9 protein-coding genes are annotated in these 13,162 nt (G+C 69.0%); 4 read left to right on the plus strand and 5 right to left on the minus strand.

The annotated features are described in order from the left end of the window. Nucleotides 1-106: 106 nt before the first annotated feature. The 4 genes from ABB34_RS10755 to ABB34_RS10770 all read right to left on the minus strand — a co-directional run bounded on the left by ABB34_RS10755 (nucleotide 107) and on the right by ABB34_RS10770 (nucleotide 5,222). Nucleotides 107-2,953 (minus strand): valine--tRNA ligase, encoded by a 2,847-nt coding sequence (locus ABB34_RS10755; RefSeq protein ID WP_057641325.1) that lies wholly within the window; start codon nucleotides 2,951-2,953, stop codon nucleotides 107-109. Nucleotides 2,954-2,986: 33 nt separating this feature from the next. Continuing rightward, nucleotides 2,987-3,187 (minus strand): YqaE/Pmp3 family membrane protein, encoded by a 201-nt coding sequence (locus ABB34_RS10760; protein WP_057641326.1) that lies wholly within the window; start codon nucleotides 3,185-3,187, stop codon nucleotides 2,987-2,989. A gap of 12 nt (nucleotides 3,188-3,199) precedes the next feature. Beyond that, nucleotides 3,200-3,622, minus strand: a complete 423-nt coding sequence (locus ABB34_RS10765; RefSeq protein ID WP_057641334.1) for a DNA polymerase III subunit chi — start codon at nucleotides 3,620-3,622, stop codon at nucleotides 3,200-3,202. A 112-nt stretch (nucleotides 3,623-3,734) separates the two neighbouring features. Continuing rightward, on the minus strand, nucleotides 3,735-5,222 hold the full coding sequence (locus ABB34_RS10770) for a leucyl aminopeptidase (protein ID WP_057641327.1): 1,488 nt from the start codon (nucleotides 5,220-5,222) through the stop codon (nucleotides 3,735-3,737). A 103-nt stretch (nucleotides 5,223-5,325) separates the two neighbouring features. On the opposite strand from ABB34_RS10770, the gene lptF reads away from it, so the two are divergent. After that, nucleotides 5,326-6,411, plus strand: a complete 1,086-nt coding sequence (gene lptF / locus ABB34_RS10775) for an LPS export ABC transporter permease LptF (RefSeq protein WP_057641328.1) — start codon at nucleotides 5,326-5,328, stop codon at nucleotides 6,409-6,411. After that, entirely contained in the window at nucleotides 6,408-7,514 is a 1,107-nt protein-coding gene (gene lptG / locus ABB34_RS10780; protein ID WP_057641329.1) for an LPS export ABC transporter permease LptG, read from the plus strand. Before lptF ends, lptG begins: the two co-directional genes overlap by 4 nt. 99 nt (nucleotides 7,515-7,613) lie before the next feature. On the opposite strand, the gene ABB34_RS10785 is transcribed toward lptG, so the two are convergent. After that, nucleotides 7,614-8,087: an RDD family protein gene (locus tag ABB34_RS10785; protein ID WP_057641330.1), complete on the minus strand. Its 474-nt coding sequence runs from the start codon at nucleotides 8,085-8,087 to the stop codon at nucleotides 7,614-7,616. Nucleotides 8,088-8,187: 100 nt separating this feature from the next. On the opposite strand from ABB34_RS10785, the gene ABB34_RS10790 reads away from it, so the two are divergent. After that, nucleotides 8,188-8,964, plus strand: coding sequence for a DsbC family protein (locus ABB34_RS10790; protein ID WP_057641331.1), 777 nt, complete (start codon nucleotides 8,188-8,190; stop codon nucleotides 8,962-8,964). Between the two features lie 181 nt (nucleotides 8,965-9,145). Further along, on the plus strand, nucleotides 9,146-13,027 hold the full coding sequence (purL, locus tag ABB34_RS10795) for a phosphoribosylformylglycinamidine synthase (protein ID WP_057641332.1): 3,882 nt from the start codon (nucleotides 9,146-9,148) through the stop codon (nucleotides 13,025-13,027). Nucleotides 13,028-13,162 lie beyond the last annotated feature (135 nt).

The following is a 13,162-nucleotide window of genomic DNA, read 5'->3' on the forward strand; positions in this document are numbered from 1 at the left end:
GTGCGCGAGAGGCTTTACCGGTACAGCTCCATCGCGCACCAAGGTGCGCTCCTGCGGGGCAAAGGCAGTGCCGACCAACGGTCGGCACCCACCGGCGATCTGACTTTTACAGCTTGGCGCGCTGCTCCTGCAGGCCGGCCAACTGGCTGTTCCAGTCGGCCAGGCGCACGCGCTCCTGCTCGACCACCGCGGCTGGCACCTTGTCCGTGAACTTGGACAGCTTGGTCTCGCTCTTTTCCTTCTCGGCCGACACGCGGGCGATTTCCTTGTCCAGGCGCGCGCGTTCGGCGTCCAGATCGACCAGTCCTTCCAGCGGCACCAGCAGCTTCAGTTCGCCGACGATGGCGGCCGCGGCCGGCGGGGTCTGCGCGTCGCCAGTCAGCCAGTCGATGCTTTCCAGCTTGAGCAGGAAGCGCAGCTGCGAGGCGAAGCGTTCAATGCGGGTGCGGTCGGCTTCGCTGCCGGCCTGCAACAGCAGGCGCACCTGTTTGGACGGCGGTACGTTCAACTCGCTGCGCACGCGGCGCAGGGCGCTGACCATCGTCTTGAACCATTCGACGTCGGCCTCGGCCTGCGCGTAGTCGCCGGCGAACTCGTCGGCGGTTGGGTAAGCGCGCAGCGACAACGTATCGGCGGCGATGCCCAGACGCGGGGCGACCTGCTGCTGCCACAGCTGTTCGGTGACGAACGGGATCAGCGGGTGCAGCAGGCGCAGCACGGCTTCGAGCACGTACAGCAAGGTGTGGCGGGTGCTGTCGGCAGCAGCGGCATCGTTGCCATTGAGCGCCGGCTTGGTCAGTTCGAGGAACCAGTCGCAGAACTCGTTCCAGACGAATTCGTACAGCGCCTGCGCCAGCAGGTCGAAGCGGTAGTCGGCAAAGTGCTGCTGCGCTTCGGCCGCGACCTTCGCCAGTCGCGAAAGAATCCACTTCTCCGCATCGGTGACGGGTGCGGGCTTCGCCCATTCCCCGTTTCCGGTTCCCGGTTCCCGGCCTTCCGTGTTCATCAGGGTGAAGCGGCTGGCATTCCACAGCTTGTTGCAGAAGTTCTTGTAGCCCTCGGCGCGGCCCATGTCGAACTTGATGTCGCGGCCATGCGTGGCCAGCGCGGCGATGGTGAAGCGCAGCGCGTCGGCGCCGTGGGCGATGATGCCGTCCGGGAACTCCTTGCGCGTGGCCTTCTCGATCTTCTCGGCCATCTTCGGCTGCATCAGCCCGTGGGTGCGCTTGGCGACGAGGTCGTCGATGCTGATGCCGTCGATGATGTCCAGCGGGTCGAGCACGTTGCCCTTGGACTTGGACATCTTCTGGCCCTGCGCATCGCGGATCAGGCCGGTGATGTAGACGTCCTTGAACGGGATCTGCCCGGTGAAGCTGTCGGTGGCCATGATCATGCGCGCCACCCAGAAGAAGATGATGTCGAAGCCGGTGACCAGCACGTTCGACGGCAGGTAGCGGTCGAAGCCGCGCTGCGCCATTGCCGTTTCGTTCGGCCAGCCGAGCGTGGAGAACGGCCACAGCTGCGAGGAGAACCACGTCTCCAGCACGTCGCTGTCCTGATGCAGCACGACGTCATCGCCCAGCCCGTGCTTGGCGCGCACTTCGGCTTCGCTGCGGCCCACATAGCAGGCGCCGGCGTCGTCGAACCACGCCGGGATGCGGTGGCCCCACCACAGCTGGCGGCTGATGCACCAGTCCTGAATGTTTTCCATCCAGTGGCGGTAGGTGTTGATCCAGTTGCCGGGCACGAACTTGATCGAACCGTTTTCGACCAGTTCGAGGCCGCGCTTGGCCAGCGCGTCCATCTTCACGAACCACTGGTCGGTCAGGTATGGCTCGATCACCTGCCCGGTGCGGTCGCCGCGCGGCACCTGCAGCTTGTGCGCCTTGGTTTCGACCAGGATGCCGAGTTCTTCCAGCTCGGCGAGCACGATCTTGCGTGCCTCGTAGCGATCCAGCCCGCGGTATTTTTCCGGGGCGTTTTCGTTGAGCGCGGCGACTTCGGTGAACAGGTTGATCATCGGCAGGCCGTGGCGCACGCCGACCTGGTAGTCGTTGAAATCATGCGCAGGCGTGACCTTGACCACGCCGGTGCCGAACGCCTTGTCCACGTAGTCGTCGCCGATCACCGGCACGCTGCGGCCAGTCAGCGGCAGGGTCACGCGCTTGCCGATCAGGTGGGCGTAGCGTGCGTCTTCCGGGTGCACCATCACCGCGGTGTCGCCGAGCAGGGTTTCCGGGCGGGTGGTGGCGACCACCAGATAATTGCGGGTTTCGCGCAGTGTCTCAACGCCGTCGGCATCGACTTCGACATGCTCGTAGCTGGCGCCGTCCTCCAGCGCGTAGGCGATCGACCACAGGAAGCCGTCTTCCTCCACGCTCTCCACTTCCAGGTCGGAAATGGCGGTCTTCAGCACCGGGTCCCAGTTGACCAGGCGCTGGCCGCGGTAGATCAGGCCCTGCTCGTGCCAGCGCACGAACGCCTCGACCACCGCCTCGCTCGGGCCTTCGTCCATGGTGAAGGTGCTGCGCGACCAGTCGGCCGAAGTACCGAGGCGACGCATCTGGCCTTCGATCACGTTGCCCGAGTGCGCTTTCCACTCCCACACCTTGTCGATGAAGCCGTCGCGGCCCAGCGAGTCGCGGGTTTCGCCCTTGCCTTCCAGCGCCAGGTTGCGGCTGACCACCATTTCGGTGGCGATGCCGGCGTGGTCGGTGCCGACCTGCCACAGCGTGTCGTAGCCGCGCATGCGGTGGTAGCGGATCAGCGCGTCCATCAGCGTCTGCTGGAACGCGTGGCCCATGTGCAGGGTGCCGGTGACGTTCGGCGGCGGCAGCAGGATGGTGTACGGCTCGCCCTTGCCGGACGGCTTGAAGTGGCCGGCCTTTTCCCACGCCTCGTACAGCGCGGTTTCAAAGGATTTGGGGTCGTAGCTGGAGGCGAGTTGGGTCATGCGGGGAAACCGGGTGGAATGCTGGGGGAGGGATCAGCGGAACGCGCCGGTTTTCAGGGCGCGCTTGATCTTCTGGTCGGTGTGGTACTGGCTGACGGCGTAGGCGGCCCAGATCGCGGCCGGCACCCAGCCGATCAGGGTGATCTGCAGGATCAGGCAGACGGTGCCGGCGATCGGCCGACCGATGGTGAAGAAGGCCAGCCATGGCAGCAGCAGGGCAATCAGCAGGCGCATGGGCGTCGTCCTTTACATGTCATGTTTGTTGAGCGCGTAGCCGGCGGCCTTGTACTGGCGCCAGCGCTCGCGCAGCGGTTCGCGCGCGGACGGGTCGGCCGGCACCACTTCCAGCACCCGCTCGCAGGCGCCGAGGTGCGGCTCGTCACGCAGGTTGATGACCAGCGGGCGCGTCGGCGCGTCGGTGCCCGGCGTGGCGATCAGCACGATGGCCTCTTCCTCGTCGATGTCCTCGCCGACGATCTGGTGCGGGATGTAGGCGTCCGGGTCGAACGACCACAGCAGTTCGTCCAGTTCCTCGGCCTGCGCCGCGTCGCGCGCCAGCACCAGCGTGTACTGGTTGCTGTCGTTGGCCTTGCGCGCCAGCTCGCAGACCAGCTTCAACGGCTCGGTCAGGAAGCGGGGCTTGGCGATCAGGTAGAAGTCGGCGCGGATGGTCAAGGTGGGGAACCGGGAACGGGAAACAGGGAATGAAAGCACAAGGGTGAGGTTGGGGAACCGGCGCGGGGAACTTTCATTCCCCGTTCCCTGTTCCCCATTCCCCGCTTCAAGCCACCCTATCGAGCAGCCACTGCGCCAGCAGGCCCACCGGGCGGCCCGTGGCCATGCCGCGCTTGCCCTCGTCGCTGGCGACGCCGGCGATGTCCAGGTGCGCCCAGCGCTGGCCTTCGGCGAAGCGCGACAGGAAGCAGCCGGCGGTGATCGCGCCGGCCCAGCGGCCGCCGATGTTGTAGACGTCGGCGAAGCTCGAATCCAGCATCGGCTGGTACTCGTCCCACAGCGGCAGGCGCCAGGCGCGGTCGAACACGTGCTCGCCGGCGGCCAGCAGTTCGTTGGCCAGGTCGTCGTGCTTGCTCATCAGGCCGGCGGTCTGGTGGCCCAGCGCGACCATGCACGCGCCGGTCAGGGTCGCCACGTCGATCAGGGCCTGTGGCTCGAAGCGCTGCGCATAGGTCAGCGCGTCGCACAGGATCAGGCGGCCCTCGGCGTCGGTATTGCCGACCTCGATGGTCTTGCCGGACATGGAGGTGATGACGTCCGACGGGCGGTAGGCGTTGCCGTCGATGGCGTTCTCCACCGCCGGCACCACCACAACCAGGTTCAGCGGCAGCTTCGCCTTGACCGCGGCGACGAAGGTACCGATGACGTTGGCGCCGCCGCACATGTCGTACTTCATCTCCTCGATGCCGCCCTGCGTCTTCAGATTGACGCCGCCGGTGTCGAAGGTGATGCCCTTGCCGACCAGCACGTAGGGCTTGGCGTCGGCGCCGCCGGCCTGCGGCAGGCCGGTCCACTTCAGCACCACCAGCTTCGGCCGGTTGGCCGAGCCACGGGCGACGGCCAGCAGCGAGCCCATGCCGAGCGCTTCCATCTGCTGCTCGTCGAGGATCTCGGCCTCGGCGCCGTCGTGTTCGGCGGCGAACTTGACCGAGGAGGTGGCCAGGTAGGCCGGGGTGCACAGGTTCGGCGGCAGGTTGCCCAGCTCGCGGGCGTACTCGACGCCGGCGGCGATGGCTTGGCCCTGCGCCAGTGCGGTTTCGTCGCTGCCGTGGATCGCCAGCGTTTCCAGCCCCGGCGCCTCGGGCTTCTTCTTGCCCAGCGTGGCGGTGTAGCGGTAGCTGGCGTGGTTGGCGGCGATCACCGCCTGGCGGATGTTCCAGGCCGCGTCGCGGCCGGCGACCGCCAGCTCGGACAGGGTGAACAGCGCGCTGCGGGTCGCCCCGGTCCTGAGCGCGCGGGCGGCGTCGCCCACCGCCTTGAGGTACTGCGCCACGCCGAACTTGGCCGCCTCGCCCAAGCCGAGCACCAGCACGCGCGGGGCGGTGACGCCCGGCAGGTCGTGCAGCAGCGCGGTGTTGCCGGTCTTGCCACCGACGTCGCCGCGCTCCACCAGCGCCGCGATGCGACCGCCGCAAGCGGTATCCAGCGCCTGCGCGGCCGGCGACAGCGACTTGTCGGAGAAGGCGCCGACGACGATGCAGTCGAAGCCGGCGTTGGCCGGGGCGGCGTGGTTCAGGGTGAATTGCAGAGCCATTGATCAGATTCCATTGCCAAATCCGTACAATCGCGGACTGTTTCCCCCGACCAACCGGCCGGGCGCGCCGCGAACGAAACCGGGAGTTTAAACCACCGCCCCCATGTCCAAGCTTGACCGCTACCTGCTGAGCGACTTCGTCCAGAGCTTCCTGGCCACCCTGACCGTGCTGCTGGTGGTGAGCGTGGGCGGGGTGCTGGTGGACATCCTCGGCCGCATCGCCGATGGCCGCCTGCCCGCCGGCCTGCTGCTGTCGCAGCTGGGCCTGCAGTTCATCGTCTACCTGCCGATCATCCTGCCGCTGGCGCTGCTGCTGGGGCTGGCGCTGGCCATCGCCCGGCTGTACCGCGACTCGGAGATGGCGGTGCTGACCGCGGTGGGCGTCGGCCCGAAGCGGCTGCTGCGGCCGATCCTGATGCTGGTGGTCCCGGTGGTGGCGGTGATCGGCGCCTGCTCGCTGTGGCTGGGGCCGTGGGCCGACCGCGCCGCCGAGACGATGGTCGAGAACGCCAGCCGCAGCGTGGTGGTGGCCGGGCTGGAGCCGGGCAAGTTCACCCAGCTGTCCGGCGGCGGCATCGTCTACCTGTCCTCGCTCAGCGAGGACGGCACGGCGCTGGGCAAGATCTTCATGCAGCGGCAGAAGGACGGGCGCATCGACGTGGTCACCGCCAACCGCGGCTCCATGTTCTTCGAGGGCGAGCGCCAGCGCTTCCTGCGGCTGGAGGACGGCTACCGGCTGGAAGGCCCGGCCGATGGCGGACTGGACTACCGGCTGATGCGCTACGCCAGCAACGAGGTGGCCCTGCCCGACCGTGACGAGCCGCGCAACCAGGACGACCCGGAGATGCTGCCGACCACGCGCCTGTTCGGCGACGAGCGCCCGGCGGCGCAGGCGCAGCTGCACTGGCGCATCACTCCGCCGCTGCTGGCGCTGGGCTTTGCCCTGCTGACCCTGCCATTGGCGCGCAGCGCGCCGCGGCAGCAGCGCTACGGCAGCATCATGCTGGCCTTCCTGGCCTACGTGGTGGGCGTCAGCATGATGATCAGCGGCCGGCAATGGCTGGCGACCGGCAAGCTGCCGCCGGAGGCCGGGATGTGGTGGTTGACGCTGCCGTTGCTGGCATTGGCGACCTGGCTGTACTTCCGCGACGGCCGCCTGCGCCGCCGCCGCGCGAGGGCCGGTGCATGAGGCTGGCCCCGCGCATCCACGACCTCTACGTCGGCCGCAACGTGCTGGCCACCGTGCTGGTGGTCTGGCTGGTGCTGCTGGGGCTGGACGCGACCCTGGCGCTGTCCGGCGAGGCCAAGAACATCGGCACCGGCAGCTACACCTTCGGCCATGCCGTGGCATGGACCGCCTATACCGTCCCGCGCCGGGCCTACACGCTGTTCCCGATGGCGGCGGTGATCGGCGCGCTGATGGGGCTGGGGCAGCTGGCGGCGACCTCGGAGTTGACCGCGCTGCGCGCGGTCGGCCTGTCGCGGCGGCGCATCGCGCTTTCGGTGGCCATCGCGCTGTCGCTGCTGACCGCGATGATGGTGGTCAACGGGGAGACCCTGGCGCCGTGGGCGCAGGAAAAGGCCGACCTGCTCAAGGGCAGCGCCAAGTACGAGACCGACATGGCGGTGGCCCGCTATTCGGGCCTGTGGGCGCGCGAGGGCAACACCTTCCTCAATGCGCAGACCGGCGAGGAACAAGTGGATGAAGGCGGCAGGAGCCGCCTGCTGCTGCACGACGTGCGCCTGTACCGGCTGGATGCCGACGGCCGCCTGGCGAGCCTGACCCATGCCGCCACCGCACGGCACGACGCCAATGGCTGGACGCTGGAGCAGGTGCGCCACGACCGTTTCGGCGAACGTTCGGCGACGCGGCAGGCGGTGGCCAGCGAGCGCTGGGATTCGCAGCTGGACGCCGCCGCGCTGGCTTCCGGGCTGGTCAAGCCGCGCAGCCTGAGCGCCACCGAACTGCGCAGCAACATCGAATACCGCAAGCGCAACGGCCTGGATGCGCGCGATTACGAGGACACCTACTGGAGCCGCTGGTTCTACCCGCTCAACGTGCTGGCGCTGTGCCTGGCGGCGGTGCCGTTCGCGTTCGGCTCGCTGCGCAGCGGCGGCATGGGCAAGCGCCTGTTCCTGGGCATGCTGTTCGCGCTGGGCTTCCTGCTGCTGCAGATGTTCTTCGGGCGCATGGCCGGCGCGTTGAAGTTCGACTACCGCATCGCCTATGCGTTGCCGCCGATCGTGATGCTGGCCGTGTCCGGGTGGCTGTTCCGGCGGCGCTCGAGCTGACGAACCCGCATATTGTTGCAGGAGCGACGTGAGTCGCGACCGAAGCTTTCCCGGGAAAGCCCATCGCGACTCACGTCGCTCCTGCGAAAGCCCGCAAGGTCAATCTTCCTTGGGTATGCGCACCAACCGGGTTCCGCTGAACCGGTCATGCCACGTCAGCCTGTCACGGTCGAACAGCGCCCACCAGAACCCCAGCCCGCCGCACAGCAGCGACAGCGTGCCCATCGCGTAGCGCTTCCACAGCATGGCCCGCGTCGGCACCTGCCCGCCCGCCGCGCGCAGTTGCAGGCGCCAGGGGCGCATGCCCAGGGTCTGGCCGCCGAGCCTCCAGCTGAAGGTGGCGTACAGCCCGCTCGCCACCCAGCAGCACAGCCACAGCAGCCAGCCCAACAGGCTGTAGGGGGCGATGTTGTGGTGGGTATCGCCCCCGTTCACGGCCACGTCCAGCAGCACGAACGGCACCGCGACGAGCATCCACAGGGCCAGCGACGGCCAGAAATCGTAGAACAGCGACAGCAGGCGCCGGACCAGCAGCGGCGAGGGGCACGGGGCGGAAAGGGATGAGTCGGTCATCGCGCGAGGATAAGGCTTTCGCGCGCCAGCGATGAACGGTGGGCCGTCCCGTCACCCGCGGTATGCGAGAATCCGCCGGTTCCTCCACCGTGGGTTGCCGATGTTCCGTCTTGCCATTGCCGCGCTGCTGGGCGCGATCAGTCTTTCCGCCTGCGCGCAGCAGCCCGCATCCCCCGTGGCCGGGGCCACCGCGCCGGCCGCCGACAGCGCCGCCGACAAGCGCGTGCGCGAGGCCCTCAAGCAGCTGGACCCGAACTTCGCGCCGGACTACATCGGCGCCGCGCCGTTCCCCGGCTTCCGCGAGGTGGTGGTGTCCGGGCAGGTGCTGTATGTCACCGACGACGGCCGCTACCTGATGCAGTCCCAGCCCTACGACATCGAGAAGCGGGCGATGGCCACCAGCACCGGCCTGCTGGCCCACCGCCGCACGCTGCTGGCCTCGCTGCCGCACGCCGACCGCATCGTGTTCGCGCCGCCGAACGCCAAGTACACCATCAGCGTGTTCACTGACATCGAGTGCGGCTACTGCCGCAAGCTGCACCAGGACATCGCCGAGCTGAACCGGCAGGGCATCGCGGTCGAGTACCTCGCTTTCCCGCGCATGGGCCTGGGCAGCAAGGACTACACCGACATGATCTCGGTCTGGTGCGCCGACGACCGCAAGGCGGCGCTGACCGCCGCCAAGGCCGACCGGCCGGTGGCGGCGAAGTCCTGCACCAACCCGGTGGCGATGCAGTACAACGTCGGCCAGCAGCTGGGCATCAGCGGTACCCCGGCGATCTTCGCCGCCGATGGCTCGCAGCTGGGCGGCTACCTGCCGCCGGCGCAGCTCAAGGCGGCGCTGGAGCGCCTGCCCGGCGCGGCCGGCAGCCCCTGAACCGGGAAACGGCGGCCGCGGCCGCCGTCCCGCGGACCATCGACGGGTAATGCCGAAAGCCGCCTCTGGCGGCTTTTCCGTTCCCGGCGGGACCGCGGGGAACCAGCGCCGGCCGGTTCCAGCCTGCGGCGCCGGCTCCGGTTACAATGGCGAGCCAACTCCCACCATTGGTCTCCCGGACATGATCGTCCTCGAGGGCGCAGCCGCCCTTTCGCCGTTCCGCCGCGAACGTCTTGAATCCCGCCTGCAGTCCATCGCCGCCGATCTGCGCATCACCGGGGCCTGGCACGTCTATTTCACCCGGGCCGCCGACGTGGCGGCCGTCGACCAGACCACGCTCGGCCGCATCCTGCAGGGCCAGCCGCAGCCGGCCGAACGCGCCGCCGACGCGGTGTCGCGCTACGTGGTGCCGCGGCTAGGCACCTTGTCGCCGTGGTCGAGCAAGGCCACCGAGCTGGTGCGCGGCGCCGGCCTGCCGATCCAGCGCGTGGAGCGCGGTACCCGCATCGACCTGACGGGCTGGCCCGCCGACCCGGGCCAGCAGGCTGCCGTCGCCAAGCTGCTGCACGACCCGATGACCCAGTCGCTGCTGGCCGATATCGCCCAAGCGCAGGCGCTGTTCGACAGCCCGCCGCGCAAACCGCTGGAGCGCATCGCACTGGCCGACCTGGAAAGCGCCAACAAGCGCCTCGGGCTGGCGTTGGCCGAGGACGAGATCGACTACCTGCGCACGCGCTATGGCGAACTGGGCCGCGACCCGTCCGACGTCGAGCTGATGATGTTCGCGCAGGCCAATTCCGAGCACTGCCGGCACAAGATCTTCAACGCCAGCTGGAGCATAGACGGGCAGGCGCAGGACCGTTCGCTGTTCCGCATGATCAAGCACACCCACCAGCAGACCCCGCAGCACACGCTGAGCGCCTACAGCGACAACGCGGCGGTGATCGAGGGCGAGCCGGCCGCGCGCTACCGCCCCGATCCGGCCACCGGCCAATACCGCAGCGAAGCGGTGGTGCCCAGCGCCTTCCAGATCAAGGTGGAAACCCACAACCACCCGACCGCGATCGCGCCGTTCCCCGGCGCCTCGACCGGTGCAGGCGGCGAAATCCGCGACGAAGGCGCCACCGGCCGCGGCGGCAAGCCCAAGGCCGGCCTGACCGGTTTCTCGGTGTCGCACCTGCGCATCCCCACGCTGCCGCAGCCGTGGGAAGCGCCGCGCGCGCTGAACCCGCGCATGGCCCCGGCGCTGGACATCATGCTCGACGGCCCGCTCGGCGGCGCCGCATTCAACAACGAGTTCGGCCGCCCGAACCTGCTGGGCTACTTCCGCAGCTTCGAGCTGCCGGAGGGTGAGATCACCCGCGCCTACGACAAGCCGATCATGCTCGCCGGCGGCCTCGGCGCCATCGACCGCGTGCAGGTGGACAAGCTGAAACTGCAGGATGGCGACGTCGTCATCGTGCTCGGCGGCCCGGCGATGCTGATCGGCCTGGGCGGTGGCGCCGCCTCGTCGGTGGCCTCGGGCGAGAGCGCCGAGGACCTGGATTTCGCCAGCGTGCAGCGCGACAACCCGGAGATGGAGCGCCGCTGCCAGGAAGTCATCGACCGCTGCGTGGCGATGGGCGAAGGCAACCCGATCAAGTTCTTCCACGACGTCGGTGCCGGTGGCCTGTCCAACGCGATCCCGGAACTGCTGCACGACTCGGGCGTGGGCGGCGTGATCGACCTGGGCAAGGTGCCGACCGACGACCCCTCGCTGTCGCCGCTGGAGCTGTGGTGCAACGAATCGCAGGAGCGCTACGTGCTCGGCATCCCGGCCGAACGGCTGGACGAGTTCGCCGCGCTCTGCGCGCGCGAGCGCTGCCCGTTCGCCGCGGTCGGCGTGGCTACTGCCGAAGAGCAGTTGGTGGTCGCTTATGGCGCGACGCCGGGCAACGTCCCCGCCGATGCGCCGATTAACCTGCCGATGGACGTGCTGTTCGGCAAGGCGCCGAAGATGCACCGCGACACCGCGCACCCGGCCGCACCGCGCTGGTCGCAGCTGAAGACCGCCGGCATCGACCTGCGCGAGGCCGGCCTGCGCGTGCTCGCGCACCCGACCGTGGCGGCCAAGAATTTCCTCGTCACCATCGGCGACCGCAGCGTCGGCGGCCTGACCGCGCGCGAGCAGATGATCGGCCCGTGGCAGCTGCCGATGGCCGACGTCGCCATCACCCTGGCCGGTTTCGACACCCATGCTGGCGAGGCGATGGCCATTGGCGAACGCACCCCGCTGGCGCTGCTCGACGCCGCCGCCTCGGCGCGCATGGCCGTGGGCGAAGCGATCACCAACCTGTGCGCCGCGCCGGTGGCGGCGCTGGACACGGTGAAGCTGTCGGCCAACTGGATGGCCGCTTGCGGCCACGGTGGCGAGGACGCGCTGCTGTACGACGCGGTGAAGGCCGTGGGCATGGAGCTGTGCCCGGCGCTGGACATCAGCATCCCGGTGGGCAAGGACTCGCTGTCGATGCAGGCGCAGTGGCAGGCCGATGGCATGACCGAAAAGTCGGTGTCGCCGGTGTCGCTGGTGATCTCCGCGTTCGCACCGGTGGTCGATGCGCGCCGGCAGCTCACGCCGCTGCTCGACCGCGAGGCCGACAGCGAGCTGTGGCTGATCGGCCTCGGCGGCGGCAAGCAACGGCTGGGCGGTTCGATTCTCGCGCAGACCCAGGCCGACCATTCGCCGCTGCCGGCGTTCGGCGGCGAAGTACCGGACCTGGACGATCCCGAGCGCCTGCGTGCGTTCTTCGAGCTGATCCGCGATGCGCGCGAAGCCGGCCTGCTGCTGGCCTACCACGACCGCAGCGATGGCGGTGCCTTCGCCGCGCTGTGCGAGATGGCCTTCGCCTCGCGCCGCGGCCTGGATATCGTGCTCGATGCCTGGGGCGACGACCCGTTCCGCAGCCTGTTCAACGAGGAACTGGGCGCGATCGTGCAGGTCGCCAACGACGACCGCGCCGCCTTCGCCGACCTGGTCGAGCGCCATGCGCTGACCGAATGCGCGCAGCGCATCGCGCGGCCGACCACCGCGCCGGTGGTGCGCGTGCAACTGGCGGGGGAGAGCCTGGTCGAGTGGCGCTGGGAGGAGCTGTTCGACGCATGGTGGTCGGTGACCCATGCCATGCAGAAGCTGCGCGACAACCCGGAGGCCGCCGAGCAGGAACGCGCCATCGCGCGCGACTTCAACGCGCCGGGGCTGAAGCCGAAGCTGGCGTTCGACCCTTCGGAAGACGTCGCCGCTCCCTTCATCGCCACGGGTACGCGGCCGAAGGTGGCGATCCTGCGCGAGCAGGGCGTCAACGGCCAGATCGAGATGGCCAACATCTTCGAGCGCGCCGGCTTCGATGCCTATGACGTGCACATGAGCGACCTGATCGAAGGCCGCGTGCAGCTTGCCGATTTCCGTGGCATTGCTGCGTGCGGTGGTTTCAGCTACGGCGACGTGCTCGGCGCCGGCCGCGGCTGGGCGACTTCGATCCTCGAACGCCCGGCGCTGCGCGGGCAGTTCGCCGCGTTCTTCGCGCGCCCGGATACCTTCGCGCTGGGCGTGTGCAACGGCTGCCAGATGATGAGCCAGCTCAAGGACATCATCCCCGGTGCCGAGCACTGGCCGACCTTCCTGCGCAACCGCAGCGAGCAGTTCGAGGCCCGCACCGCGTTGCTGGAAGTGGTGGAGTCGCCGTCGATCCTGCTGCGCGGCATGGCCGGCTCGCGGCTGCCGGTGGCGGTGGCGCACGGCGAGGGGCGCGCCGAGTTCGACGGTGCGGTCGATCAGGCCGCTGCGAACATTGCGCTGCGCTACGTCGATGGCGACGGCAAGGTGGCCACGCAGTACCCGCTGAACCCGAACGGCTCGCCGGACGGCATCACCGGCCTGACCACCCGCGACGGCCGCGTCACCATCCTGATGCCGCACCCCGAGCGCACCCCGCGCAGCATCAACCTGAGCTGGGCGCCGCAGGGCTGGGGTGAGGATTCGCCGTGGCTGCGCATGTTCCGCAACGCGCGGGTGTGGTGCGGTTGATCCGCACCACCAATGACGCGGGAACAACCCCTGCAGGAGCGACGCGAGTCGCGACCGGGCTTCACCGGGAAATCCTTGTCGCGACTCGCGTCGCTCCTACAGGGTTGCTGCCCGCTGCTAGGCCGAATCGACATT

The organism is Stenotrophomonas daejeonensis, assembly GCF_001431505.1.
Taxonomy (GTDB): Bacteria; Pseudomonadota; Gammaproteobacteria; order Xanthomonadales; family Xanthomonadaceae; genus Stenotrophomonas; species Stenotrophomonas daejeonensis.